This window comes from Mycolicibacterium arenosum (genome assembly GCF_024320865.1).
GTDB classification, from domain to species: domain Bacteria; phylum Actinomycetota; class Actinomycetes; order Mycobacteriales; family Mycobacteriaceae; genus Mycobacterium; species Mycobacterium arenosum.
The window spans coordinates 281751-306729 of the sequence record NZ_JANDBD010000008.1; the positions used below are offsets into that span (position 1 = coordinate 281751).

Genomic DNA, 24979 nt, shown 5'->3' on the forward strand with positions numbered 1-24979 from the left:
TGGACGTGATGACCACGGCACGAATCCCACTGATCCGGACGTTCCGGCGAGCGCCCCCGCTACGCTCCACGACGTCGGGATCACAACACGGAGTCGGGAGCCGAGCCATGGACAACCGCAAGTACGCGCGTGAGGCGGAGGCCGCCCGAGCCCTGGAGATCGAGGAGGACGCCCGCCGGCTACGGGATTTCCCCACCTTCGCGGAGTTCTCCGACGAGGACCTGAAGCGCCTGGTGCAAGCGGCTCATCGGACCTCGACATCGGGGCCGTGGCCGCTGATCCGGGAGCAGACACCGTCGGACTCCTGCTACATCCTGCTGAGCGGGGAGGTCGGGGTGTACGTCGGACAGGACCGCGTCGCGCTGGTGGGACCGGGCGAGGTGATCGGCGAATCGGCACTGCTTCGCGGCAAGCTGCGCAGTGCGACGGTGACGACCACCGGACGGGCCGAGGTGCTGCACGTGACGCGGGACGACCTCAACCGCCTGCTGGACGAGATACCCGCGCTGCGCGCCGCGATGGACGCGACCGTCGCGCGCCACGCTCCCGGGGCAACCGCCGAGCCGGGTTAACAAGGAGGTGCACATGGCCGGGCGCATTCCCCTGGTCGACTATCTGGTGCTCGACGGTGACGAACCGCATCTGGTCGCGCAGGAGTGCACGAACTGCAGCGCCCGGTTCTTCGACCGCCGCAACGCGTGCGCGAACTGTTTCGCGAGTGAGTTCACCACCGTGCCCATCCCGACCGAGGGCACCGTGCGCGCGTTCACGATCGTCGCCTTCGCGGCACCGGGTATTCCCACGCCGTTCGTGGCGGCCGTCGTCGACTGCGGCGGAACCCAGGTGCGCGCCAACCTGGTCAACGTCGAACCGGACCCCGAGCACGTCCACGACGGGATGAGGGTGCGGCTCACCACCCAGTCGATCGGAACCGACACCGAGGGCACGGAGGCGATGGGGTTCGGCTTCGAGCCCCTGACGAAGGAGGACCGGCGATGAGCGCGAGCGACGAGGTCTGGATCCTCGGAATTCAGATGACCAGGTTCGGCAAGCACCCGGACTTGGACACCGTCGATCTCGCGGCGCAGGCCGCCACCGGTGCGCTGTCGGATGCGGGCGTCACGATGGCCGACATCGGCGTGCTCGCGGCGGGGAATCTCATGAACGCGAGTGCCGGTATCGGACAACAGCTTCAGAAGCAGATCGGCCAGACCGGCATACCGGTCTACAACGTCGCCAACGCGTGTGCGACCGGGGCCACCGCACTGCGGACCGCGATCATGGCGGTGAAGGCCGGCGAGGTCGACTACGGACTGGCCGTCGGAGTCGAGAAGCTCTCGGGCGCGGGCCTTCTCGCGGGAGGCTCGAGGAAGAAGGACACCGACACCTGGACGCCAGCCGGCCGGTACGGCGCGGTCGCACCGATCGACGGACGCATCGGCACTGAGACCATGCCGGGGGTGTTCGCCCAGATCGGCATGGAGTACGGCCACAAGTACGGCGGCACCAGCTTCGAGTTGTTCGCCAGGATCAGCGAGAAGAACCACGCCCACTCCACCCTGAATCCCCTTGCGTCGTACCAGAAGAGATTCACCCTGGAGCAGATCATGAACGACGTCATGATCGCCTACCCCAACACGCGACCGATGTGCTCCGCCAACTGCGACGGTGCCGCCGCCGCCGTGGTGTGCAACGGCGAGACGCTCAAATCGCTGTCACTCGAACAACGACGACGCGCGGTGAAGGTGTCCGCGTCGGTGCTCACGACCGATCCCTACGAGGAGGGCTGCCAGGTCCTGCCGAACGTCAACACGCTCACACGCAAGGCGGCCGCCATCGCCTACGACCAGGCCGGCGTGGGCCCCGGCGACCTGGACCTGGTCGAGCTCCACGACTGCTTCGCGACGGCCGAACTGGTGCACTACGACAACCTCATGCTGTGTGAAACCGGCGGCGCCGCAGACTTCTTCAACTCCGGCGCGACGTGGCGGGACGGCACGACGCCGGTGAACGTCTCGGGTGGGCTGGAGTCGAAGGGACACCCGATCGCCGCCACGGGGATCGCCAACATCTGGGAGGTCTGTCACCACCTGCGCGGTGAGGCGGGCGACCGGCAGATCGAGGGCGCGACGGTGGGCCTCGCGCACGTGATCGGGCTGGGCTCGGCGTGCGGAGTGCACATTCTGAAGCGCTCAGCGGCCTGAGCTACCAGTTGCTCGGCGAGTAGTCCTTCAGGAAGCAACCGTGCAGATCCTCGCCCGACTCCCCGCGAACGATCGGGTCGTACACGCGGGCGGCGCCGTCGACGAGGTCGAGCGGCGCGTGGAAACCCTCGTCGGCGAGCCGCAGCTTCGTCGGGTGCGGTCGCTCGTCGGTGATCCAGCCGGTGTCGACGGCGGTCATGAGAATGCCGTCCTGCGCCAGCATCTCGGCGGCACTGGTCCGCGTGAGCATGTTCAGCGCGGCCTTCGCCATGTTGGTGTGCGGATGGCCCGGCCCCTTGTACGCGCGGCTGAACTGGCCCTCCATCGCCGACACGTTCACGACGTACTTGCGGCGCGCGGATGCCGCCGCCATCGCCGGGCGCAGCCGGCTCACCAGGATGAACGGCGCGGTCTGATTGCACAGCTGAACCTCGAGCAGTTCCATCGCGTCGACCTCGTCCACCCGCTGGGTCCAGCTGTTCACCGACGCCGTGTCGGGTAGCAGGCCGCCGGCGTCGATCGCCGTTCCCGCTTCGATCCGGTCCGGGGACGCGCTGCGGGCGGTGAGCGCGAGCGATGTCACCGCGTGCGGATCGGGGTGCTGCGACAGGCTCCCCGCGAGCGCTGCCGGATGCGCGTCGCTGACGCGGTCGAAGGTAACGACGTCGACCAACTCGGGTGGCGGGGTGCGCTCCCCCTCGACGAGCGCGGCGTAGGAGCCCGGCGCGCGGCGCACGGTCTGGGCGGCGTTGTTGATCAGGATGTCCAGCGGACCCTGCGCGGCGACGTTGTCCGCGAGCGCGACGACCTGAGCCGGGTCGCGCAGGTCGATGCCCACGATGCGAAGCCGGTGCAGCCAGTCGGCGCTGTCGTCCATGGCGGCGAAGCGGCGTACGGCGTCGTTCGGAAACCGGGTCGTGATGGTCGTGTGCGCGCCGTCGCGCAGCAGTCGCAGCGCGATGTACATGCCGATCTTGGCGCGGCCTCCGGTGAGCAGGGCGGTCCTGCCGGTGAGGTCCGTCCGGGCGTCGCGCTTGGCCCGGTTGAAGGCGGCGCACTCCGGGCAGAGTTGGTGGTAGAAGGCGTCGACCACCGTGTGGTGCTTCTTGCAGATGTAGCACGCCCGCGACCGGAGCAGCGTGCCCGCACTGGCCCCGACCGCGTTGGACACCAGCGGCAGGCCCGCCGTCTCGTCGTCGATGCGTCCGGGTGCGCCGGTGGCGGTGGCGGCGATGACGGCACGGTCGGCAGCGGCCACCGCGTCGCGCTTGGCGGTGCGGCGGGCCTTCTTGACCGACTTGAAGATGCCCGCGGTGGCTCGCCGCACGGCGACGGCATCGGGATGTTCGGGCGGCAACGACTCGATCTCGGCCAGCACCTGCAGGCACGTGTCGAGCTTCTCCGGGTCGATCGCGTTCACGCAGGCAGAGTACGGCGAGGGGGACGCCGATACGAAACGAGCGACGCCGGCCGACCGCCCTAGCTCGCGACGTAGATCGTGTTGGTCGAGTGCCCGCCGGTCAGCGGGTTCGGGAATCGGACGACGGACGCCTCGGATCGGTCGAACACCCCGGCGAGGACGGCCTCGAAGTCGGCGTCGGGTGGATCATCGGACCACAGCGCGAAGACGCCGCCGGGATGCAGGTGCCTGCGCAGCGTCTCGAGACCCGCAGGCGTGTAGAAGCCGCCGTGGCTCGCGTGCAGGTGGTGTCGGGGGGTGTGGTCGATGTCGAGGAGGACGACGTCGAAGCGCCGGCCCGGTGCCTGCGGGTCGAAGCCGGTGTCGCTGGCGGTCATCGCGAAGAAGTCGCCCTGCTGCAAGCGGACTCGCGGATCCGAGGCCAGTTCGGCGGTATCGGGAAGCAACTCGCGTTCATGCCAGCCGATCACCTCGCCGAGCGCCTCCACCACGACGAGCGACTGCACGCGGGGGTCGCCGAGCGCCGCCTGCGCGGTGTAGCCGAGCCCCAGTCCCCCGACGACGACGTCCAGGTCGGCACCGGCGGCCCTGGCCAGGCCCAGCCGCGCGAGCGCCACCTCGCCCGCGGTGAACAGGCTCGACATCAGGAACTCATCGCCGAGCTTGACCTCGTACACGTCGATCTTCAGGGTCGGCTCGACGCGCCTGCGCAGGCTGATGACCCCCATGGGCGTTTCGGACCAGTCGAGTTCCTCGAAGCGAGGTCTCACCACGCCGAACTCACGGCAGGCCGGTCAAGATCGACGGGTCGATCCCCTGGCCGGCGGCGGAGCCGGGCGGCTGCCCGTACCCCGGCGCCTGTGAACCACGAGTCGACGCCGACGCGTCCCACCCCGGCGGCATGTGATCGGAGCCCAGCGGCGGCGAGGCGTAGACAGGCGCCTCAGAAGCGGGCCCCGGCAGCTGTCCGTAACCCGTCGACGGCCCTACGCCGGGCACCGCCTGGCCCGTGCCCGCCGACAACTTGGAGGCCACGAAAGCGGCTGCCTGCGTGGTGTACGAGGGGACGTAGCCGTCGGTGTGCCCGCTCCATTCGTTGCCGGGCCCCGCATGACAGATCGGATCGGCGGGGTTGCAGAGGTCGATCCCCTTCCCGGCGAACATCGCGGACTGCGAAGGCAGCTTGGTACCCGAGCGGTTCGCGACGTTCCCGAAGGTGGCGATCGCCGCCACATTGGCGGCGAACGACGAAGGCAGAGACGCGCCCCATGCGATTCCGACGATGGGATTGCCTGCGACGATGTTGACGACGTTCGCGCCCTGCGAGTATCCGCCCAACACGATCTTGGTCTCCGGGCACGACGCCGCGGTTGCCTTGATGCGCTTGATCGCGTCCTTGGCGCCGTCTCCGCTGCCCAGCTGCAGCTTGCCCGCGTCGTAGTCCACCGCGTAGGTCGCGATGTTCAGGCCGACGGCCTGCTTACGCAGTGAGTCCGCGAAGGCGTCGCCGACCGCCCCCATCCCCTCGGGTTCGTCCGTGCCGCGCGCGAAAATCACCTCGGCGTCGGCGCAGTCGGCGGCGGACGCGACCGGCACCGCGTTCGGAGTCACGAGCTGAACGGCGACGATGGTCAGCACGGCAGCGCTGCGGCCGACCCAGCGACCCGCCGACCGCCTGTTCGTCGCCTGCGAGCTACGCCCGCATTGAGGAAGCATGAGCCGAATCTATCTCTTCGCCAGGAGAAATGCACCATCGGCGACAGATCATGAACTTTCCAGCGAAGTTCGAGAACCGCGCACCCAGAGAAACGAGAAGCGGGCCAGAGCTGTCACTCTGGCCCGCTCTCAATCCGGTGGAGCTGCCGGGAATCGAACCCGGGTCCAACGGCATTCCCTCTAGGCTTCTCCGTGCGCAGTTCGCTAGGCCTCTACTCGGATCTCCTGATCACGCGAACAAGTCAGGATGACGATCCCAGTCGCTGTTTGATGTCCCCGTACATCCCGCGACCGGACGTATGGGTGGGTCCCTCTAGATGACGTTAGGAACCGGGCCGAGGGCGCTCCCGGGCTAACGGACCAGCTGTCGCTTAGGCAGCGAGAGCGTAGTCGCGCTGATTGGAATCGGCGCTTAATTGGTTGCAACGACGCTTACGGTGGTCTCTTGCCTGCACCGGCACGCTTCCCTGGATTCGATGCGCGATGTCGAAGCCGTTCAGCCCCTCGCACCCCCGCCGACCTTCGGCAGGATCTCCTAGTTTACCGAGGTATACGACAAAGACCAGCCATTGGTTATTCCGGTCAGATCACGTAGGCCAGATTGTCGACGATGCGCCTGCCCACTTCGGCGTCGCCCGCGTACTCGACCTCGGCCGATGCGGACGCCCGGCCGCCGGCCAGCTTGGTGAACTGCAGCCCGTCGAGGCGGATCACCGTCGTCGGTTCGGCACCGCCGAAGTCGTCGACCACCGCCGCCCGGCCGTCCACCGCATCGCGGATGACGCGGTCCAGCGGGCCCGTCAGCTCGATCGCGACACGCGACCCCTCGGGCGCCCCACCCTTCTTGCCGACCACGAAACCCATGCTGGTGGTCATCTCGTCGAGCGCCAGACCGGCCGCGGGACCGCGCAGGTCGGCATCGGTCGGGGGTTGGGACAGTGCATCGCGGATGTCCTGCTCGTGCATCCAGCAGTCGAAGGTCCTGATGCGCATGAAACGGCCGTAGGTGTCAGGGCCCGCCGGCGTGACACTCTGCGCATTCCACTCGTCGTCGCCCATCGCCGACAGCACCGCGCGGCGCTCGGCGGTGATCCCGCGGTAGCGCTCCAGCACGGCGGCGGTCGACTCGCCGCGCATCGATCGGATCCAGCACTCGTTCATCTCACCGATCGGGTTGCGCACGTGGTCGAGTCCCGAAACGTCACCCTCGGGCGTCGGCACGCCCTGCAGCATCGACTCGGTGCCGATGATGTGGGCGACGACATCGCCGACGCACCACCCCGGCAGCGGCGTCGCCGCCGTCCAGGACTCCTCGGGCAGCGCGCCGAGCAGACGGTCGATGTCGTCCCAGGAGGCGAACAGCCCGTCGAGGACCGTGGCCTTATCGAGCAGCGTTAGCGGACGTGATGGGCTGGTCACGCTGAGACCGTACCTCTGCGATCGGCACCGGCCTGCCGAATCGGTAGCCCTGCGCGACAGTGCAACCCGCCGACAGGATCGTGTCGGCCTGCGCGGCGGTCTCGATTCCCTCGGCGATCACATCCAGCCCGAGCTGCTCGCAGATGCCGACCACCGACCGGTAGAGCACCGCGTCGTGTCCGGGTTCGATCCCGATCGTCAGCCCGCGGTCGAGTTTGACGACGTCGACCGGCAAAGCGTGCAGGTAGGTGAGCGTGTTGTACCCCGCGCCGAAGTCGTCGAGCGCCACCCTCACCCCGTCGGCTTTCAGCCGTTCGATCGCGGCCGCGCCGTCCGCGAGGTCGACGATGGGCAACGACTCGGTGATCTCGAGCACCACCTGGTTGGGCGCGATGCCGTGAGTCCGCAGGGTCTCGGCGACGCAGCGTTCGAATGTCCGGTCACCCAGTCGCGCGGCGCCGATGTTCACATGGATCGCCAGATCGATTTCCGCCGAAGCGATTTCGGAGCACACGTGGTCCAGGACCAGAAGGTCGAACGAGGTGCCGAGGCCCGCCGCCTCAGCAGTCGCGACGAACGTCTCCGGTGAGATCTGGGCGCCGTTCGGCGCGGTCCACCTCGCGAGCGCCTCGAGCGCCACGGGCGTCGCGTCGGGCAGGCGGACGATCGGCTGATAGACGATGCGAAAATCCCGCGGGAGGGTGCCGTCTGCGACCCGCAGCGCCGTGGCGAAGTCCACCGCCGCGGTTGCCGACTGCCGATACACGACCGCCGAGTTCTTGCCCTGTCGCTTGCCCTCGTACATCGAGAAGTCGGCGCGGCGCAGGAACTCGTCGGCCGATGCTCGCGGCGTCGTCGAATCCGGGGTGACCAAACCCATGCTGGCGTGCATCTGCACGGAATGGCCGTGCACCGCGAACGGCGGCCGGAGCGCATCGCGAACTCGGTCGGCGAACTCCTCGGGCGGGCCGAGCTCGCCCATGACGAGCATGCCGAACTCGTCGCCGCCGATGCGCGCGACGGTGTCGGTGGCGCGCGTACAGCCGCTGAGCCGGTGCCCCACGGTCCGGAGCAGTCGGTCCCCGGCCGCGTGACCGTACTGGTCGTTGACGTCCTTGAAGTCATCCAGGTCGACGTAGACCAGGATGAACGGCTCGCCGCTGCTCACCGCCGCGTCCAGCCGTTCGGCGAACAGCAGGCGGTTCGGGAGACCGGTCAGGACGTCGTGGTTGATCTGGTGGATCAGCCGACGCTGCGCGGTCAGCACACGGTTCATCAGCAGGCGGTTCTCGCGAATGGCCACCACCTGGCGCGTGATCAACAGGAGCACGATGCTGACGCTGAATCCGACCTGCACGGTGTCCACGGGTTGGCCCGCGATGACGTGGAAAGCCAGGAACAGCGTCATCCCACACGCGGCGATGTGCGGCATGAGCAGCTGCGACCACGCCATGAGCTGTTCGGTCCGCCGGCCGGACGGAACGTCGCGCAGACCGGCGGTGGCGTAGGCGATCAGGATCAGACCGAGAACGAAACCCCCGCTGACCCAGAGGGTTGCGTCGTACATCTCCACTCCGGTCAGATAGGCGACGAGCCGGTCGGACGCGATGACGGTGAGGACGCCCGCGGCGAGCAGTTGAAAGTTGGCCCGGAACCGACGAGCGGCGCCGTATGCGACCGAGAGCGATACCGCCACCGCCACCAGGATGAGCACCGCGATCAGGTGGAACACGCTGTCGCCGCCGGTGCCGGATGTCCACACCAGAACCGCGAATGACGCGGCCGCGACCAGGGCGTCGAGAATCGGCACGGTGATCGAGGTGGGAGTGCGCGGCGCTCGGTCGTGCTCCGCCGGGTCGGTCCGTCCCGACCACGCCAGCACCACCAGGGCGGCCGACGCCAGCAGCGCGAACGCCGAGTCGCCGGTGTCGATCCAGCGCGGGGTCGATTCGCCGGGCGACACCAGCGTGGCGTACCACCGGGCAAGCGGCGCAGCCACCCAGCACCCCGTCGCGACGACGACCAGCAGGCGCCAGACTCGGGCCGGGCCGGCCTCCCTCGACGCGAAGTACGTCCCACAGCAGATCGCGACGGCGGCCGCGGCCGATTGCAGAGCGGGGTCAGCCCATGCGGAGTGCGTCGACCCCAGCGGGCGCAGTGCGTTCAGCGCGACCGCAGACGCGATCGCCGCGAGCAACGCGACGTGCACGCGATCGCCCCGGATCACCGTCCCCCGTGCGATCCAGCGAAGGATCATGGAACCGCACTTTACCTGCTTAATCCCAGCAAGAACCAATCATCAGGCGACGAATCGGCCGGCCCCACGACGTCCCGGCAAATTCCGACCTAGCTCAGGTCCTGCCCTTGGCGCGCCGACCCATCTCTCTGGCGATCTCCCGGTCGGCATCCCGCCGGGCGAGGTCCTGGCGTTTGTCGCGGGCCTCCTTGCCGCGCGCCAGGGCCAACTCCACCTTGACCTTGCCGTCGACGAAGTACAGCTTCAGCGGCACCAGCGTCATGTTGCCGTCGCGCAGCTTGCCGATCAGCGTGTCGATCTGACTGCGATGCAGCAGCAGCTTGCGGTTGCGTCGCGGCGCGTGGTTCGTCCAGCTGCCGTGGTGATACTCGGGGATGTGCAGGTTGCGCAGCCAGATCTCACCGTCGTCGACCGTGGCGAAGGCGTCGGCGAGCGAAGCGGTGCCGTCGCGCAGACTCTTGACCTCGGTGCCCATCAGCGCCACCCCGGCCTCGAACGTCTCGAGAATCGAATAGTTGTGGCGCGCTTTACGATTCGTCGCAACCGTCTGGTTGTTGCGACGAACCGCCTCGTCCTCTTTCTTCTTGGCCACCGTTAACGCCGTACGTACAGGCGCAGCGTCGCGTACGCCGTGACACCGGCCATCGCCACGCCGACGAACAGCAGTACCGGAGCGATGAAGACGAGGATGTCCGCGTAGTCGACCTTGGCGATCAGGTTCGCCGAATAGAACTGATCCAGCGCGTCCTCGAGAATGAACGCCCGCACCACGATCAACCCGAGGATCGATATCAGCACACCGATCAGCGCGGCGAGCATGGCCTCCACCAGGAACGGCAACTGGGTGTACCAGCGACTGGCACCCACCAGTCGCATGATGCCCACTTCGGTGCGCCGGGTGTACGCCGCGACTTGAACCATGTTGGCGATCAACAGGATCGCGCCGACCGCCTGCACCAGGGCCACCGCGAAGGCGGCGTTGCGCAATCCGTCGAGGACCGCGAACAACCGGTCGACGAGGTCCTTCTGGTTCGTCACGTTCAGCACGCCGGGTTGCCCGCGCAGGGCGTCGTCGAATGCCTGGTGACCTTCGGGGTCTGCGAGCTTGACCACGAACGAGGCCGGGAACGCGTCCTTGGTCGCGACGTCCTTGAACTGCGGGACCTTGCGGATCGCGTCGTTGTAGGCGTCCTCCCGGTTCAGGAACGTCACCGACTTCACGTCGTCGCGGTCGTCGAGGATCTGACGCAGCGCCTTGCACGCGTCGCCGTCGCACGTCGGATCGTTGGCCGAGACGTCGTCGGTCAGGAAGACCTGACTCTCCACCCGGTCCAGATAGATCTGCCGGGATTGATCCGCCAGGCGCACCACCAGCAGACCGCCGCCCAGCAGGCCCAACGAGATGGCGGTCGTCAAGATCATCGCCACCGTCATCGTGACGTTGCGACGCAGGCCCGTGAGGACCTCGTTGACCAGAAAGCCGAAGCGCACTTATCGATCCATTCCATAGATGCCGCGCTGCTCATCGCGAATGAGGCGGCCGAGTTCGAGTTCGAGGACGCGCTGGCGCATCGAGTCGACGATGTGATGGTCGTGGGTCGCCATCAGCACCGTCGTTCCCGTGCGATTGATGCGCTCGAGCAGATCCATGATGTCCCTACTGGTGTCCGGATCGAGGTTTCCGGTCGGCTCGTCGGCCAGCAGCAGAAGCGGCCGGTTGACGAACGCACGCGCGATGGCGACGCGCTGCTGCTCCCCACCGGAGAGCTCGGAGGGCAGCCGGTTGGCCTTCCCGGAGAGCCCGACCATCTCCAGCACGTCGGGTACCACGCGGTTGATGACGTCCGCGCGCTTGCCGATGACCTCGAGCGCGAAGGCCACGTTCTCGAACACGGTCTTCTGCTGCAGCAACCGGAAGTCCTGGAACACGCACCCCAGCACCTGTCGCAGGCTCGGGATGTGTCGATTGGCGAGCTTGTTGACGTGGAACTTCGACACCCGGATATCGCCGTGCGTGGGCTGCTCCTCCGCGAGCAGCAGACGCATGAACGTCGACTTGCCCGAACCGGACGGTCCGATGAGGAAGACGAACTCACCCTTGTCGATCTTGAGCGAGATGTTGTCCAACGCGGGGCGAGCCGATGACTTGTACTGCTTGCTCACGTGGTCGAGGGTGATCATCACGGCACGCCAGTGTAGCCGGATCGACCCCGCAAACCGGCTACCGCAGGGGCGCGAGCGGCCCCGGCACGGTCGTCGTCGGCGTCGTCGGGAGCGTGGTCGGCGTCTGGCCGGGCGTCGTCGTCGGCGACGGGGACACCGTGCTCGGCGGGATCGGACCCGGCCCGTCCGGATCGACGACCGTCGTCGGCAAACCGTCGTCCGGCGTCGTGGTCGTCGTCGCGCCGTCGTCCGGCGTCGTGGTCGTCGTGGTGGTCGTCGTCGTGGTGGGCGTCGTGCGCGTCGTCTCCTGAACGTTTGTCCGCGGCACCCAGGTGTACTCGGGGTCCGGCACGTAACCGGGTGGCACGACCTGGCCCGGTTGATCGGCGGGGGTAACCACCGGCGGCGGCTGATACGTCGCGTAGAGCCACCACACCGCGAAGAACGCGACGATGAGCGCCACCGTCGAGGTGCGCATGCGGCCCCAGAACAGGTACTGCGGCCAGCCGCGGTTCTCGCCCTCTCGGCGCAGGGTGAACTTCACTTGTCGCTCCCCTGCTCGGGTGACTCGGGGCCGCTGGTCGTCTCGCCTGAGCGCGGCAGCGCGTTGACCGTGGGGATCGACTCACCGGGCGCCACGATGCCCGCACGCCGCAGCGCTCGGATGACGAGAATGCGCAGGCGCCTGCCGACCTCGAACTGCTTGCCCGGCAGGGTGCGCGCCACCATCCGCAGGTTCACCGTGTCGAGTTCGATGGACTCGACACCCATCAGCTGCGGCGCGTCCAACAGCAGCGCACTCATCTGCGGATCGTCCATCGCGTGGTCGCACACCTCGTGCAGCAGGTCGTTGACCTTGTTCAGATCCGCCGCCGACGGCACGGGGATGTCGACGACGGCGCGCGCCCAGTCCTTGGACAGGTTGACCGTCTTGACGATCTGCCCGTTGGGGATCGTGAAGACCTCGCCCTCGCTCGAGCGCAACTTCGTCACGCGCAGCGTGACGTCCTCGACCGTCCCCTCGGCGGGAGCGGCGATGCCCGCCACCGTCAGCGCCACCAGATCGCCGAAGCCGTACTGCTTCTCGGTGATGATGAAGAAGCCGGCAAGCAGGTCCTGCACGATGCGCTGCGCACCGAAGCCGAGTGCGGCGCCGAGCACCGCCGCGGGCGCGACGAGCGACCCGACGGGGATCGCGATGATGTCGGTGATCTCCACGATCACGACGACGAACAGCACCGCGATGGACACCCAGGAGATGACCGACGCCACCGCCTGGCGGTGTTTGGTGCTCTCACTGCGCACCAGCTGATCGCTCTCGCGGTACTCCGCGTCGATGCGCCGGGTGATCCGCTGCGCAGCCCAGTTGATGAAGCGCGCCACCAGCATCGCGCCCAGAATGAGCATGACGATGCGCAGTCCGCGGGTGATGATCCACTCGCCGATGTCACCGCGCCAGAAGTCGTGCCAGCCCTGTGCCCACTCGATGGCCACGTACTTCGTCGTGTTACTCGTCATCTTTCCTATTACGCCAACGGATTCCCGCTTCCAGGAAGCCGTCGATGTCTCCGTCGAGGACAGCGGTCGGATTGCCGACTTCGTAGTCGTTCCGCAGATCCTTCACCATCTGATACGGGTGCAGCACGTAGGAGCGCATCTGATTGCCCCACGAGCTGCCCCCGTCTCCCTTCAGGGCGTCGAGCTCAGCGCGCTCCTCCTGCCGTTTGCGCTCGAGCAGCTTGGCCTGCAGCACGCGCATCGCGGACACCTTGTTCTGCAGCTGCGACTTCTCGTTCTGGCACGTCACCACGATGCCCGTCGGGATGTGCGTGAGCCGCACCGCGGAGTCGGTCGTGTTGACCGACTGCCCACCGGGACCGCTCGACCGGTAGACGTCGACGCGCAGATCGCCCTCCGGGATCTCGATGTGGTCGACGGTCTCGACGACGGGCAGCACCTCGACGTCGGCGAACGACGTCTGTCGTCGGCTCTGGTTGTCGAAGGGGCTGATGCGCACCAGCCGGTGGGTGCCCTGCTCGACCGACAGCGTGCCGTAGGCGTACGGCGCGTGGACGGCGAACGTCGCGCTCTTGATCCCCGCCTCCTCGGCGTAGGAGGTGTCGAACACCTCGACGCCGTAGTCGTGCTGCTCGGCCCACCGGATGTACATCCGCATGAGCATCTCCGCCCAGTCGGCGGCGTCCACCCCGCCCGCGCCGGACCGGATGGTGACGACGGCCTCCCGCTCGTCGTACTCCCCCGACAGGAGGGTCCGGACCTCCATCGCCTCGATGTCCTCGCGCAGTTTGGCCCGCTCGGCGTCGGCCTCGGCCTTGGCCTCGTCCCCGCCGGCTCCGTCCTCCTCGGCGGCCATCTCGTAGAGCACCGGAAGGTCGTCGAGCCGCTGGCGCAACTCCTCGACGCGACGCAGTTCGTTCTGGGCGTGCGACAGGGAGCTGGTGACCTTCTGGGCGTTGGCCTGGTCGTCCCAGAGCTTGGGATCGGACGCCTCCTGCTCCAGCGTGCCGATCTTCTCCCGCAGGGCATCGATGTCCAGCACCCGCTCCACTGTCGTCAGGGTGGTGTCGAGGGCGGCGATGTCGGCTTGCAGGTCGGGATCCACGGGAGTTCAGGTTACCGACAGCCACGGAATCCCATGCTCGGCTCCGCCTGAGCGGTCTAGCATCGGCTTGTTAAACAGCCCGGATCTCGTCGCGACAGCCCCTTGCGCGTGGCCGGGCAGCGACAGAAAGCGAATCAATTGCGCCCATATCACGTGGCGATCGTCGGTTCCGGCCCTTCTGGCTACTTCGCAGCGGCATCGTTGCTCAAACACGCGGATTCCGAAGGGGGCCGCGACGTTCGCATCGACATGCTGGAGATGCTGCCGACTCCGTGGGGTCTGGTGCGGTCCGGCGTGGCCCCCGACCATCCGAAGATCAAGACCATCAGCGCGCAGTTCGACAAGATCTCGCACGATGACCGGTTCCGGTTCTTCGGCAACATCCGGATCGGCGAGCACGTGCAGGCCGAGGAACTGGCGCAGCGCTACGACGCCGTGGTGTACGCGATCGGCGCGCAGTCGGACCGCCCGCTCGGCATACCCGGCGAGGATCTCGACGGCAGCGTCGCCGCCGTCGACTTCGTCGGTTGGTACAACGCGCACCCGCACTTCGAGGAGATGGCGCCCGACCTGTCGACCGGCCGCGCCATCGTGGTGGGCAACGGCAACGTCGCCCTGGACGTCGCGCGCATCCTCGTCAGCGATCCCCGCGAACTCGCGAAGTCCGACATCGCGAACCACGCATTGGAGGCCCTGCACTCAGAGGGGGTTGAAGAGGTCGTCGTGATCGGCCGCCGCGGACCGCTGCAGGCCACGTTCACCACGCTCGAACTGCGCGAGTTGGGCGACCTCGAGGCCATGGCGGACGTCGACGTCGTCGTCGACCGCGCGGACTTCGACGCCATCACCGACGAACAGCTCGACGCCGCGGGCAAGACGGTGAAGCAGAACGTCAAGGTGATGCGCGGCTATGCGGAGACGGAACCGCGAGGAGCCAAGCGCCGCATCGTGTTCCGCTTTCAGACCTCTCCGGTGGAGATCAAGGGCGACGGGCGTGTCGAGTCGGTGGTGCTCGGCCGCAACGAACTCGTCGACGACGGCGGCCGCATCGTCGCCAAGGACACCGGCGAGCGCGAGGAGCTGCCCGCCCAGCTGATCGTGCGGGCCGTCGGCTACCGGGGCATCCCGACGCCGGGTCTGCCGTTCGACGACCGGTCGGGCACCATCCCGCACACCGACGGGCGCGTCGAGGGCAGCGCCAACGAGTACGTCGTCGGCTGGATCAAACGCGGACCGTCGGGCGTGATCGGCAGCAACAAGAAGGACTCGGCCGACACCGTCGCCACGCTGCTCGCGGACCTCGAGGGACGCGAGCTCGTCGACCTGGCCGACTACCACTCGGAGGCACTGGTCGAGTGGCTGCTGTCCCGTCAGCCCAAGCTGGTCACCGACGACCACTGGAAGCTGATCGACGCGCACGAACGGTCGACCGGCGAGCCGCACGGTCGTCCACGCGTGAAGTTGACCAGCGTGGCGGAGCTATTGCGGATCGGCCACGGCTGACGGCCCGTCTACGCTCGCGCCGGGTTACGAGTACGGCGGCGGGGGTGGCGGCGGAGCGTCCATCGGGGGCGCTTCGGGCGGCGCGAAGTTCCAGTTGTCGGGGTTCTTCGGCGAGTAGACGACGGGAATCAGATCGCCCATCGACGGCCACTGACTGACGTCGATCGCCATCCGCGCGTAGACGTGGTGCTCGTTGACCGTCGGCCCGGTGATGACGCCGCTGATCGTGACGAACTGCTCGCCCACCTCGTCGGGCTTGGGGCTGATGCCGGTGATCAACAACGTGCCCTGTGCGCGTTCGCCACGGGGACCGCCCTTTCGGAACCGCGGGGCAAGCAGCAGGACCAGGCCACCGACGAGCAGCAACACCAAGAAGAACTCCACGCAGTCCATGGTAGAGATTGGGCCATGAGCACCCCCGTCTCCGACGATCTAGCGCTTGCCCTGCGACTCGCCGACCAGGCCGATGCCGTCACGATGGAGCGGTACGGCGCCCTGGACCTGCGCGTCGAAACGAAGCCGGACCTGACCCCGGTCACGGACGCCGACCAGGCCACCGAGGACGCGCTGCGCACCACCCTGTCGGAGCATCGGCCGGGCGACGCGTTGCTGGGCGAGGAGTTCGGTGGCTCAGCCGTTTTCGCCGGCCGGCAGTGGGTGCTCGACCCCATCGACGGCACGAAGAACTTCGTGCGCGGCGTTCCGGTGTGGGCCACGCTCATCGCCTTACTCGACGACGGCGTCCCCCGGGTCGGCGTCGTCAGCGCGCCCGCGCTCGGCCGCCGGTGGTGGGCTGGAAACGGCGAGGGTGCGTTCACGTCGTTCGGCGGGTCGACCCGGCGCATCTCCGTTTCCGCGGTAAACGAACTCGGTTCCGCCAGCTTGTCTTTCGCCGACCTGACCACTGGGTGGGACGACCGCCGCGATGCGTTCCTCGACCTCACCGACGCCGTCTGGCGGGTGCGCGCGTACGGGGAGTTCTGGTCCTACTGCCTCGTCGCAGAGGGCGCCGTCGACATCGCCGTCGAGCCCGAACTGAAGGTGTGGGACATGGCCCCGCTCGACGTCCTGGTGCGCGAGGCGGGCGGCCGGTTCACCAACCTGGCGGGCGAACCCGGCCCACACGGCGGTAACGCGGTGGCCACGAACGGTTTGCTGCACGACGCGGTGCTGGCCCGTCTGGCGTAGTAGCGCGCGTAACGCGAATGTGACGTTCGCAACAGGATCGCAGAACCTTACTCCAGAGTAAGATACGGTCGTGAGGCACTGCCCCAACGACTCGAGGCTGCGAACATGACCAACACCCTGCCGTCGAAGAACGAATCGACGCGGCGCCCGCGACGCTCCGGACACGAGAGCGCCGTCGGACTGCAGAAGCACAAGCGGACGGCGACCGACATCGGTTTGGCGCTGATCACGCCCATCGTCGGCCAGGAGTTCCTCGACCGCTACGGCCTGCGCGACCCGCTGAACAAGGGCCTGCGCTACGGCGTCAAGACGGCGTTCTCCACCGTGGGCGCCACCACGCGTCAGTTCAAGCGCGTGCAGAGCCTCGGCAAGCCCGCCACCCGACTCAAGGCCAGCGGAGCCGACTACTTCGACCTGACGCCCGACGACGACCAGAAGATGATCGTCGAGACCGTCGAGGAGTTCGCCGAGGAGATCCTGCGACCGGCCGCCCACGACGCCGACAACGAGGCGACCTACTCCCCCGACCTGATCGGCAAGGCCGCGGAACTCGGCATCACCGCCATCAACGTCCCCGAGGACTTCGACGGCATCGCCGAACACCGTTCGACGGTCACCAACGCCCTCGTCGCCGAGGCAGTCGCGTACGGCGACATGGGCCTGGCGCTGCCGATCCTCGCGCCCGGCGGCGTCGCCTCCGCGCTCACCCACTGGGGCAGCGCGAGCCAGCAGGCCACCTACCTGCCCGCCTTCGCGAGCGAACGGGTCCCCCAGGCCTGCGTCGCGATCGCCGAACCGCACGCGCTGTTCGACCCGACCGCTCTGCGCACCACCGCCGTGCGCACGCCGAGCGGCTACCGCATCACCGGTGAGAAGTCCCTGGTGCCGGCCGCCGCGGACGCCGAGATCTTCGTCGTCGCAGCACAACTCAACGGGAAACCGGCGCTGTTCATCGTCGAGTCCGCTTCCGAGGGCATCTCCGTCACCGCCGATCCCAGCATGGGCATCCGCGCCGCCGCGCTCGGCCGCGTCACGTTCGACAACGTCGCGGTGCCGCTGCACAACCGGCTCGGCGAGGACGAGGCCACCGACCTGGATTATTCGGAAGCCATCGCCCTGGCCCGATTGGGTTGGGCCGCAATGGCTGTCGGCACGGCGCACGCAGTGCTCGACTACGTCGTCCCGTACGTCAAGGAGCGCGAGGCGTTCGGCGAGCCGGTGGCCCGTCGCCAGGCCGTCGCGTTCATGTGCGCCGATATCGCCACCGAACTCGACGGCCTGCGCCTGGTCACCTGGCGCGGCGCCGCGCGCGCCGAGCAGGGCTTGACGTTCGCCCGCGAGGCCGCGCTGGCCAAGCGGCTGGCCTCCGACAAGGGCATGCGCATCGGCCTCGACGGCGTGCAGTTGGTCGGCGGCCACGGCTACACCAAGGAACACCCCGTCGAACGCTGGTACCGCGATCTGCGCGCGCTCGGCGTCGCCGAAGGCGTCGTCGTCCTCTAACGGCGTCCACGAACCCGCCGAATACTTCTGAGAACGGAAAACCCAGTCATGGCAATCAATCTGGAAATACCCAAGAAGCTGCAGGCCGTCATCGAGAAGGGCCACCAGGGCGCGGCCGAGATGATCCGGCCGATATCGCGCAAGTACGACCTGGCCGAGCACGCCTACCCCGTCGAACTCGACACGCTGTCCACCCTGTTCGAGGGCATCTCGGAGGCCAAGACGATCTCGTTCGCCGGGGCCGACGCCTTCCACGGCGGCGACGACAACGACAAGAAGTCGAATGTCAACGGCTCCAACATGTCCGCGCTGCTGAACGCGGTCGAGATCAGCTGGGGTGACGTCGCGCTCCTGCTGTCGGTCCCCTATCAGGGGTTGGGCAACGCGGCCATCTCGAGTGTCGCCACCAAGGAGCAGCTCGAGCGGTTCGGCAAGGTGTGGGCCGCCATGGCGATCACCGAGCCCGGCTTCGGCTCCGACTCGGCAGCGGTGTCCACCACGGCCAAGCTGGAGGGCGACGAGTACGTCATCAACGGCGAGAAGATCTACGTCACCGCCGGTTCGCGGGCCACTCACATCGTGGTGTGGGCGACGCTGGACAAGGCGCAGGGGCGGGCGGCCATCAAGTCCTTCGTGGTGCCGCGCGAGCACCCCGGCGTCACCATCGAGCGCCTCGAGCACAAGCTCGGCATCAAGGCCTCCGACACCGCGGCCATCCGCTTCGACAACGTCCGGATTCCCAAGGAGAATCTGCTCGGTAGCCCGGAGATCCAGACCGACAAGGGCTTCGCGGGCGTCATGCAGACGTTCGACAACACCCGGCCGCTCGTCGCCGGGATGGCCGTGGGCGTGGCTCGCGCCGCGCTCGAGGAACTGCGCACCATCCTCACCGACGCCGGCATCGAGATCTCCTACGACAAACCCGCTCACGCCCAGAGCGCCCCGGCCGCGGAGTTCCTGCGCATGGAGGCCGACTGGGAGTCGAGCTACCTTCTGACGGTGCGCTCGGCGTGGCAGTCGGACAACAAGATCCCCAACTCCAAGGAAGCGTCGATGGGCAAGGCCAAGGCGGCCAGAGTCGCCAGCGACATCACGCTCAAAGCCGTCGAGATCGCCGGTACCACCGGCTATTCCGAGAACACGCTGCTGGAGAAGTGGGCCCGCGACAGCAAGATCCTCGACATCTTCGAGGGCACGCAGCAGATTCAGCAACTCGTCATCGCACGCCGCCTGCTGGGTCTGTCCTCAGCCGAGCTGAAGTAGGGCACCGACGCTTCCCGACGCGCTAGCGTCGGGACATGGACTCCTTTCAGGCACTGGTCGCACGACGGCACGACGACGGCATCACCACCGCCGTGGAGACACTGCGTGCTTCGGACCTGCCGCCCGGCGACGTGACGGTCCGCGTCGAGTACTCGAGCGTCAACTACAAGGACGCGCTCGCGGTCACGCCGAAGGGCGGCGTCGTGCGCGACTACCCGATCGTGCCCGGCATCGACCTGGCCGGTGAGGTCGTCGAGTCGAGTTCGCCGGACTTCGCGGTGGGCGACAAGGTCATCGCACACGGCTACGACATCGGCACGGGTAAACACGGCGGCTACGCCGAGTACGCGCGCCTACCGTCCGATCAGGTGGTTGCCGCGGGCTCGCTCAGCACGCGCGACGCCATGGGCATCGGCACCGCCGGGTTCACCGCGGCCATGAGCGTTAAGGCGTTGCTGGACTGGGGCGTTCAGCCCGACGACGGCCCCATCGTGGTCACGGGGGCCACCGGTGGCGTCGGGTCGGCGAGCATCGACCTGCTGGACGCCGCCGGCTACCTCGCCGTCGCCTCGACCGGTAAGGCGCACGTCGCCGAGGCGCTCAGGGCGCTGGGCGCGCGCGACGTCATCGGCCGACTGCCCGAGGATCCCGACGCCACGCCGCGGCCGCTGGGCAGGTCCCGCTGGGCGGCGGCGATCGACTGCGTCGGCGGGGCGACGCTGGCCGACGTGCTCAGCACGCTCCACTACGGCGGTGCGGTGGCGGCGAGCGGTCTCACGGGTGGGGTCGCACTGCAGACCACGGTGATGCCGTTCATCCTGCGCGGGGTGGGCCTGCTGGGCATGGACTCGGTACTGCTGCCCATCGAGCGGCGGCGCGCGCTGTGGAGCGAACTCGCAGGACCGATGCGCCCCAAGCGACTCGGCAGCGTGATCCACGACGTCGACGTCAAGGACGTCGCATCGGTGATCGACGAGGTGCGGGCGGGCAACTACCACGGCCGCGCCGTGGTCCGCGTCGCCGGCGGGTTCTAGGGCAGGACGGCAGAAGCCCCCGACACCGGGGTGTCGGGGGCTCCTATGCGGTGCATGTTGGTGCAGCCGCTACTAGCCGATCAGAACCCGCTGCAGGTCGGGCTTCATCTGCTGGAGCTGAGCGCCCCAGTAGGCCCACGCGTGGGTTCCGTTGTCCGGGAAGTTGAACACGCCGTTCTTACCACCAGCGGCGATGTAGTTGTCCTGGAACGTCCGGTTGGTGCGGATGGTCAGGCCCTCGAGGAACTTGGCCGGGACGTCGCCGCCACCGAGTTCGCTGGGCTTGCCGTTACCGCAGTACACCCAGAGGCGGGTGTTGTTGGCGACCAGCTGCGGGATCTGGACCATGGCGTCGTTGTACTTCCACGCCGGGTCGGTCTCGGCCGGGCCCCACATGTCGTTGGCCTTGTAGCCACCGGCGTCACCCATCGAGATGTTGATCAGGAAGGGCCACCAACCCTCGGAGGGGTTGAGGAAGCCGGACATGGAGCCCGCGTAGATGAACTGACCGGGGTGGTGTGCCGCCAGCGTCAGCGCCGAGCCGCCGGCCATCGACAGACCGATGGCGGCGCTGCCCGTGGACTTGACGCCGTTGTTGGCCGCCAGGTAGCTCGGGAGTTCCTGAGTCAGGAAGGTCTCCCAGTTGTAGGTGAGGCAGCCGGCCTTGCCGCATGCCGGCTTGTACCAGTTGGCGTAGAAGCTGGACTGGCCACCGACGGGCATCACGACGGACAGGCCCGAGTCGAGGTACCACTCGAACGCCTGGGTCTCGATGTCCCAGCCGTTGAAGTCGTCGCGGGCCCGGAGGCCGTCGAGCAGGTAGACGGCGGGCGAGTCGGGGCCGCCGCTCTGGAACTGCACCTTGATGTCACGGCCCATGGAGGGCGACGGCACCATCAGATACTCGACCGGCAGACCGGGGCGAGAGAACGCCCCCGCGGTCGCACTTCCGCCGAACAGGCCGATAAGGCCCGGCAGCAGGAGCGTCGCCAGCGTCGCACCCATGATTCGGCGCGCCCAGCGGCCGCGAATTCTGTCAACGAACATCAATCAAAATCCCATTCAGTTCCGGTTACGTATCCCTTGTCACGTCCACGATCGGTGATCGCACATGCGGCGGACGGTATGCACCATCCAACCACGCCCGCCCGACACCCCGACGTTTGGGCGGACCAGAGATTCAGTTGTTTCACCGGTGAGTAAAACACGGTCACGCGCCCGGGAGAAACCCGAGAGCAGCCGAATTCACCGTTTACTCACACTCGCCGAAACCGCGGACGTCGCCATCGGCCCAGGTCCGCGGCCCCGTAGGCTGCCGGGTATGGCGAGCACCCGCGGTTCCGCCGGCAAACGAATCTCACACCGTGTCGGCGTCGACGACTGGATCCGGGCGGGCTACGCGATTCTCGCCGAGGAGGGCATCAAGGCGCTCAAGATCGACCGCCTTTGCGAGCGCCTGGGCGTGACGAAGGGCAGCTTCTACTGGCACTTCGACGGGATGCCGAGTTATCGGTCGGCCCTCATCGCCGCCTGGGCGGACCTGCGTGACGAGGATCGACTCGATTTCGACGACATGGGCGACCTGTCGCCGCGCGAAAGGCTGGCGGCAATGATGTCGTCGCTGATGAGCCCCCGGCACTGGACGCTCGAGCGGGCCATGCGCGAGTGGGCGCGATCGGACCCCGCCGTCGAGGACAGTGTCCGGGAATCCGATCGGCGTGTCGTGGCCGCCGTTCGGCAGGCGTTCCTCGACTACGGCTTCGACACCGAGGAGGCCGATCTGCGTGCGAACGCGACGTTCGCGGCGGGAATCGGCTTCCTCCACCTCTCCGGCCCCACACCGAGCCCACGGGAGGCCGCTCGCGGCGACCGCTTCCTTGAGTTGATGCTGGCCCGCTAGATTTCCATACTAAAAAGTATGGTAGCGTCGCCCGCATGCCGTCTCTCACAGCGATACCGGGCATCACCGACGAGTTCGTGGCGGCCCTCGCCGACCGCGCGGCCACCGCTGAGAACATCCGCCGACTGCCCGATGCGACCGTCGCCGACCTCGCCGCCTCGGGATTCACCGAGCTTCTGGTGCCCGCCCGCTTCGGCGGTGAGCAGGCGGACTTCCCGGCGCTGCTGGACCCGGTGCGGCGGATGGCGCACGGCTGCACGTCGAGCGCGTGGACCATCGGCTTCTACGCACTGCACAACTGGATGCTGGCTCTCTTCGGCGAGCAGGCGCAGCAGGAGGCGTTCGGCACGCGGCCGTTCCTCGCGCCCGCCCCGCTGGCCCCGACCGGTCGCGGCATGCCCGCCGACGGCGGCATCCGGCTGACCGGGCGCTGGTCCTGGGCCACCGGCGTGATGGACGGCAACTGGATCATCGTCGGCGCGCTCTGCGGCTCGGACGAGAAGCTCTATCCGGCGCTGGCGCTGTTGCCCGCCGACGACATCGAGATCGTCGACGTGTGGCACACCGACGGCATGCGGGCCACCGGCTCCAACGACGTGGTCATCACCGACGCCTTCGTGCCCGAGCACCGCCTGGTGCGCGTCACCGACATCTACGGCGGCACGGCGCCGGGCGCCGCCCTGCACGACGCGGCGACCTACCGGTGGCCGATGGTCCCCGCGCTGGCGCTGCTCGCGGCCATGCCCGCCCTCGGCAGTGCCGAACGCGTCACCGAGCTCTACGCCGACCGATTGGCGGGCAGACTGCTGGCCTACGAGGGCGTGATGCAGAAGGACAAGCCCATCGCCCAGGCGCGGCTCGCAGAGGCGCGCGTTCGGTTGCGGGCCCTACACGGTCTGCTGGCGGACACCGTCGACGAGATCCAGGGTGTCGTGGCCGCCGGCGACGAGGTCACCCGCGCAGCGCGCGGCGAAGCCCGGCTCGCGGCGGCGCACATCGTCGCCGAATCCCGTGCCGTCATCGGCCTGCTGTTCGAGGCGTCCGGGGCCAGCGTGCACTTCCTCGACAGCCCGATGCAGCGGTTCAAGCGCGATGTCGACGTGCTCTCGGGCCACGTGGTGTTCGACTACGACACCGCGCGCGAACTCGCGGGCGCGTTGGCGCTGGGCATGAAGATCCCCAGGACGGCGATGGTCTGATGGAATGACACCCATGGCCAGGCCGGCAGTGACCGAGTTCTTCCAGAAGCGGATCGCCAATCCGCTCGTGCGGCGGATGCCGTTTCAGACGCTTCTGGAAACCACCGGGCGCAAGTCCGGCGTTCCGCGCCGTACTCCGTTGGGCGGCAAGCTCATCGGCGACGAGTTCTGGTTCGTCTCGGAGTTCGGCGAGTCGTCCCAGTACGTGCGCAACATCCACGCCGATCCGCGGGTGCGGGTGCGGCTGCGCGGACGCTGGCGCAGCGGAACCGCGCACCTGGTGCCCGACGACGACCCACACGCACGCCTTCGACGACTCCCCCGGTTCAACAGCTTCGGGGTGCGGACGTTCGGGACCGACCTGCTGACCATTCGGGTGGACCTGGACAGCTGACGGTTCTCCCGGCGCGATCCTCTTGACACCCGTCGAAAAGTAAAACTAATGTCACTTTCAGTTCGAGTTCGGGAAAGAGGTCAACCCATGGAGTCGTTCGTCCACCTGCGCAAAGGCAGGACCCCGAAGCGCGTGCACGCCGATCTCGACGGGCTCAAAGACGACGAACTCGGCCGCGGCGGATTCGTCGGCCGCACGGCGAACATGTACCGGCGAAACGATCCGACCGCGTACCGCACCGTCGGACCACTGCGGCCGACGGACGTGCTGTCCTCCGAGCTCAAACCGAGCGACGCCACCGACGCGCACGGCGGACCGCTGCTCATGTTCTCCAACGACGACTGCCTGGTCCTGCTGTCCCGACGGACCGAGGAGATGCCCTTCTTCGTGCGCTACGTCGACGGGGATCTGCTGATCTTCGTACACAAGGGCGCCGGCCTCCTGGAGACGGAATTCGGTCCGCTGCGCTACCGCGAAGGCGACTGGATCTATCTTCCGAAGGCGTGCACGTTCCGCCAGGTGCCCGATCACGAGAGCACGTGGCTGATGATCCAGTCGACCGACGACTTCCGCGTCCCGCCCGCCGGCATTCTGGGCAGGCACTTCCCGTTCGATCCGGCGCAGGTGACGATTCCCGAACCGGCACCGATCGACGACGACGGCAGGGCCGAGTACGAGGTCCGCCTCATCCACTCGGAGATTCAGGGGGCGGGCTCCACATCTTTGTTCTACGAACACAATCCGCTTGACGTGGAGGGCTGGCGCGGCGACAACTTCCCGTTCACCTTCAACATCGAGGACTACACGGTCATCACCTCGGAGAGCGTGCACCTGCCGCCGACCGTGCACCTCTTCATGCAGGCGACCGGTGTCTACGTGATGAACTTCCTGCCCAAGCCCGCCGAGAGCGTACCGGGTACCGAGCGCACCCCGTGGTATCACCGCAACGTCGACTTCGACGAGATAGCCTTCTTCCACTCGGGTTCGCTGTACGGGATCCCGATGCCACCCGGCCTGGTTTCCCATGCGCCGCAAGGGGTTCACCACGGCGCACCGGAGAAGGCGCGGGAACGGGCTCGCCGCAAGTTCGACGACTACGACCGAGTGGACTGGTCGGTCATCGCCATCGACACGCGGCGGCGGCTGGTGCCGTCGGCCGACATCCTCGCGAACGATCTGGGGCAGCACTAGAG

At 67.8% G+C, this 24979-nt stretch carries 25 protein-coding genes and 1 other RNA gene; 12 read left to right on the plus strand and 14 right to left on the minus strand.

The annotated features are described in order from the left end of the window. Positions 1–107: 107 nt before the first annotated feature. The 3 genes from NM203_RS20455 to NM203_RS20465 are packed head-to-tail and all read left to right on the plus strand — an operon-like array spanning position 108 to position 2204. Positions 108–572 carry a cyclic nucleotide-binding domain-containing protein gene (locus NM203_RS20455; RefSeq protein WP_255062156.1) on the plus strand — a complete coding sequence of 155 codons (465 nt, stop codon included), beginning with the start codon at positions 108–110 and terminating at the stop codon, positions 570–572. A gap of 13 nt (positions 573–585) precedes the next feature. Continuing rightward, positions 586–999, plus strand: coding sequence for a Zn-ribbon domain-containing OB-fold protein (locus NM203_RS20460; protein ID WP_255062164.1), 414 nt, complete (start codon positions 586–588; stop codon positions 997–999). Next, positions 996–2204 carry a thiolase family protein gene (locus NM203_RS20465; RefSeq protein WP_255062165.1) on the plus strand — a complete coding sequence of 403 codons (1209 nt, stop codon included), beginning with the start codon at positions 996–998 and terminating at the stop codon, positions 2202–2204. Before NM203_RS20460 ends, NM203_RS20465 begins: the two co-directional genes overlap by 4 nt. Before the next feature lies 1 nt (position 2205). On the opposite strand, the gene NM203_RS20470 is transcribed toward NM203_RS20465, so the two are convergent. From NM203_RS20470 to prfB, 12 genes are all read right to left on the minus strand, one after another. After that, entirely contained in the window at positions 2206–3624 is a 1419-nt protein-coding gene (locus NM203_RS20470) for an SDR family NAD(P)-dependent oxidoreductase (RefSeq protein ID WP_255062167.1), read from the minus strand. Positions 3625–3683: 59 nt separating this feature from the next. Further along, complete coding sequence (locus NM203_RS20475) at positions 3684–4397, minus strand: polyamine aminopropyltransferase (protein WP_255062168.1); 714 nt, start codon at positions 4395–4397, stop codon at positions 3684–3686. A gap of 7 nt (positions 4398–4404) precedes the next feature. Continuing rightward, positions 4405–5340: a cutinase family protein gene (locus NM203_RS20480; protein ID WP_255062172.1), complete on the minus strand. Its 936-nt coding sequence runs from the start codon at positions 5338–5340 to the stop codon at positions 4405–4407. Positions 5341–5475: 135 nt separating this feature from the next. Further along, positions 5476–5844, minus strand: a transfer-messenger RNA (tmRNA) gene (ssrA, locus tag NM203_RS20485). A gap of 78 nt (positions 5845–5922) precedes the next feature. Next, entirely contained in the window at positions 5923–6759 is an 837-nt protein-coding gene (locus NM203_RS20490) for a maleylpyruvate isomerase family mycothiol-dependent enzyme (RefSeq protein WP_255062173.1), read from the minus strand. Then, positions 6722–9016 carry a putative bifunctional diguanylate cyclase/phosphodiesterase gene (locus NM203_RS20495; protein WP_255062174.1) on the minus strand — a complete coding sequence of 765 codons (2295 nt, stop codon included), beginning with the start codon at positions 9014–9016 and terminating at the stop codon, positions 6722–6724. Before NM203_RS20495 ends, NM203_RS20490 begins: the two co-directional genes overlap by 38 nt. Before the next feature lie 94 nt (positions 9017–9110). Beyond that, complete coding sequence (gene smpB / locus NM203_RS20500) at positions 9111–9608, minus strand: SsrA-binding protein SmpB (protein WP_255062176.1); 498 nt, start codon at positions 9606–9608, stop codon at positions 9111–9113. 2 nt (positions 9609–9610) lie between these two features. Further along, a complete protein-coding gene (gene ftsX / locus NM203_RS20505) occupies positions 9611–10507 on the minus strand; it encodes a permease-like cell division protein FtsX (protein ID WP_255062177.1) in 897 nt (298 codons plus the stop codon). Beyond that, positions 10508–11197 (minus strand): cell division ATP-binding protein FtsE, encoded by a 690-nt coding sequence (gene ftsE / locus NM203_RS20510; protein WP_255062299.1) that lies wholly within the window; start codon positions 11195–11197, stop codon positions 10508–10510. A gap of 40 nt (positions 11198–11237) precedes the next feature. After that, positions 11238–11723, minus strand: coding sequence for an Rv3103c family proline-rich protein (locus NM203_RS20515; protein WP_408633381.1), 486 nt, complete (start codon positions 11721–11723; stop codon positions 11238–11240). After that, on the minus strand, positions 11720–12697 hold the full coding sequence (locus NM203_RS20520; protein ID WP_255062179.1) for a mechanosensitive ion channel family protein: 978 nt from the start codon (positions 12695–12697) through the stop codon (positions 11720–11722). Before NM203_RS20520 ends, NM203_RS20515 begins: the two co-directional genes overlap by 4 nt. Next, positions 12687–13802, minus strand: a complete 1116-nt coding sequence (gene prfB, locus NM203_RS20525; RefSeq protein WP_255062180.1) for a peptide chain release factor 2 — start codon at positions 13800–13802, stop codon at positions 12687–12689. Before prfB ends, NM203_RS20520 begins: the two co-directional genes overlap by 11 nt. 138 nt (positions 13803–13940) lie before the next feature. On the opposite strand from prfB, the gene NM203_RS20530 reads away from it, so the two are divergent. After that, positions 13941–15305 (plus strand): FAD-dependent oxidoreductase, encoded by a 1365-nt coding sequence (locus NM203_RS20530; RefSeq protein WP_255062182.1) that lies wholly within the window; start codon positions 13941–13943, stop codon positions 15303–15305. A gap of 24 nt (positions 15306–15329) precedes the next feature. On the opposite strand, the gene NM203_RS20535 is transcribed toward NM203_RS20530, so the two are convergent. Beyond that, entirely contained in the window at positions 15330–15689 is a 360-nt protein-coding gene (locus NM203_RS20535) for a hypothetical protein (RefSeq protein WP_255062184.1), read from the minus strand. A 24-nt stretch (positions 15690–15713) separates the two neighbouring features. Here NM203_RS20535 and hisN point away from each other — a divergent pair, with 24 nt between their 5' ends. The 4 genes from hisN (at position 15714) to NM203_RS20555 (ending at position 20293) form a co-directional block, all read left to right on the plus strand. Beyond that, positions 15714–16493: a histidinol-phosphatase gene (gene hisN / locus NM203_RS20540; protein ID WP_255062186.1), complete on the plus strand. Its 780-nt coding sequence runs from the start codon at positions 15714–15716 to the stop codon at positions 16491–16493. Between the two features lie 105 nt (positions 16494–16598). Further along, positions 16599–17996: an acyl-CoA dehydrogenase family protein gene (locus tag NM203_RS20545; RefSeq protein WP_255062188.1), complete on the plus strand. Its 1398-nt coding sequence runs from the start codon at positions 16599–16601 to the stop codon at positions 17994–17996. Positions 17997–18044: 48 nt separating this feature from the next. Continuing rightward, the gene (locus NM203_RS20550; RefSeq protein ID WP_255062189.1) at positions 18045–19259 is read left to right on the plus strand and encodes an acyl-CoA dehydrogenase family protein; all 1215 of its coding nucleotides are present in this window, start codon (positions 18045–18047) and stop codon (positions 19257–19259) included. Between the two features lie 35 nt (positions 19260–19294). Further along, positions 19295–20293 (plus strand): acrylyl-CoA reductase family protein, encoded by a 999-nt coding sequence (locus NM203_RS20555; protein ID WP_255062191.1) that lies wholly within the window; start codon positions 19295–19297, stop codon positions 20291–20293. Between the two features lie 72 nt (positions 20294–20365). Here NM203_RS20555 and NM203_RS20560 read toward each other — a convergent pair whose 3' ends face one another. Further along, the gene (locus NM203_RS20560; RefSeq protein ID WP_303624917.1) at positions 20366–21343 is read right to left on the minus strand and encodes an esterase family protein; all 978 of its coding nucleotides are present in this window, start codon (positions 21341–21343) and stop codon (positions 20366–20368) included. A 271-nt stretch (positions 21344–21614) separates the two neighbouring features. Between NM203_RS20560 and NM203_RS20565 the strand changes: the two genes are divergently transcribed. The 4 genes from NM203_RS20565 to NM203_RS20580 all read left to right on the plus strand — a co-directional run bounded on the left by NM203_RS20565 (position 21615) and on the right by NM203_RS20580 (position 24977). Next, positions 21615–22193, plus strand: coding sequence for a TetR/AcrR family transcriptional regulator (locus tag NM203_RS20565; RefSeq protein WP_255062194.1), 579 nt, complete (start codon positions 21615–21617; stop codon positions 22191–22193). A 35-nt stretch (positions 22194–22228) separates the two neighbouring features. Continuing rightward, positions 22229–23392, plus strand: a complete 1164-nt coding sequence (locus NM203_RS20570) for an acyl-CoA dehydrogenase family protein (protein WP_255062195.1) — start codon at positions 22229–22231, stop codon at positions 23390–23392. Between the two features lie 4 nt (positions 23393–23396). Continuing rightward, complete coding sequence (locus NM203_RS20575) at positions 23397–23786, plus strand: nitroreductase/quinone reductase family protein (protein WP_408633382.1); 390 nt, start codon at positions 23397–23399, stop codon at positions 23784–23786. 87 nt (positions 23787–23873) lie between these two features. Beyond that, positions 23874–24977: a homogentisate 1,2-dioxygenase gene (locus tag NM203_RS20580; RefSeq protein ID WP_255062197.1), complete on the plus strand. Its 1104-nt coding sequence runs from the start codon at positions 23874–23876 to the stop codon at positions 24975–24977. Positions 24978–24979: the final 2 nt, after the last annotated feature.

Coding starts and splice junctions, on each gene's coding strand:
- NM203_RS20465 (WP_255062165.1), top strand. CDS start 996: ATGAGCGCGAGCGACGAGGTCTGGATCCTCGGAATTCAGATGACCAGG.
- NM203_RS20480 (WP_255062172.1), bottom strand. CDS start 5,340: ATGCTTCCTCAATGCGGGCGTAGCTCGCAGGCGACGAACAGGCGGTCG.
- NM203_RS20460 (WP_255062164.1), top strand. CDS start 586: ATGGCCGGGCGCATTCCCCTGGTCGACTATCTGGTGCTCGACGGTGAC.
- ftsE (WP_255062299.1), bottom strand. CDS start 11,197: ATGATCACCCTCGACCACGTGAGCAAGCAGTACAAGTCATCGGCTCGC.
- NM203_RS20580 (WP_255062197.1), top strand. CDS start 23,874: ATGGAGTCGTTCGTCCACCTGCGCAAAGGCAGGACCCCGAAGCGCGTG.
- NM203_RS20550 (WP_255062189.1), top strand. CDS start 18,045: ATGGCAATCAATCTGGAAATACCCAAGAAGCTGCAGGCCGTCATCGAG.
- NM203_RS20575 (WP_408633382.1), top strand. CDS start 23,397: ATGACACCCATGGCCAGGCCGGCAGTGACCGAGTTCTTCCAGAAGCGG.
- NM203_RS20555 (WP_255062191.1), top strand. CDS start 19,295: ATGGACTCCTTTCAGGCACTGGTCGCACGACGGCACGACGACGGCATC.
- hisN (WP_255062186.1), top strand. CDS start 15,714: ATGAGCACCCCCGTCTCCGACGATCTAGCGCTTGCCCTGCGACTCGCC.
- NM203_RS20570 (WP_255062195.1), top strand. CDS start 22,229: ATGCCGTCTCTCACAGCGATACCGGGCATCACCGACGAGTTCGTGGCG.
- NM203_RS20455 (WP_255062156.1), top strand. CDS start 108: ATGGACAACCGCAAGTACGCGCGTGAGGCGGAGGCCGCCCGAGCCCTG.
- NM203_RS20565 (WP_255062194.1), top strand. CDS start 21,615: ATGGCGAGCACCCGCGGTTCCGCCGGCAAACGAATCTCACACCGTGTC.
- NM203_RS20495 (WP_255062174.1), bottom strand. CDS start 9,016: ATGATCCTTCGCTGGATCGCACGGGGGACGGTGATCCGGGGCGATCGC.
- NM203_RS20545 (WP_255062188.1), top strand. CDS start 16,599: ATGACCAACACCCTGCCGTCGAAGAACGAATCGACGCGGCGCCCGCGA.
- NM203_RS20520 (WP_255062179.1), bottom strand. CDS start 12,697: ATGACGAGTAACACGACGAAGTACGTGGCCATCGAGTGGGCACAGGGC.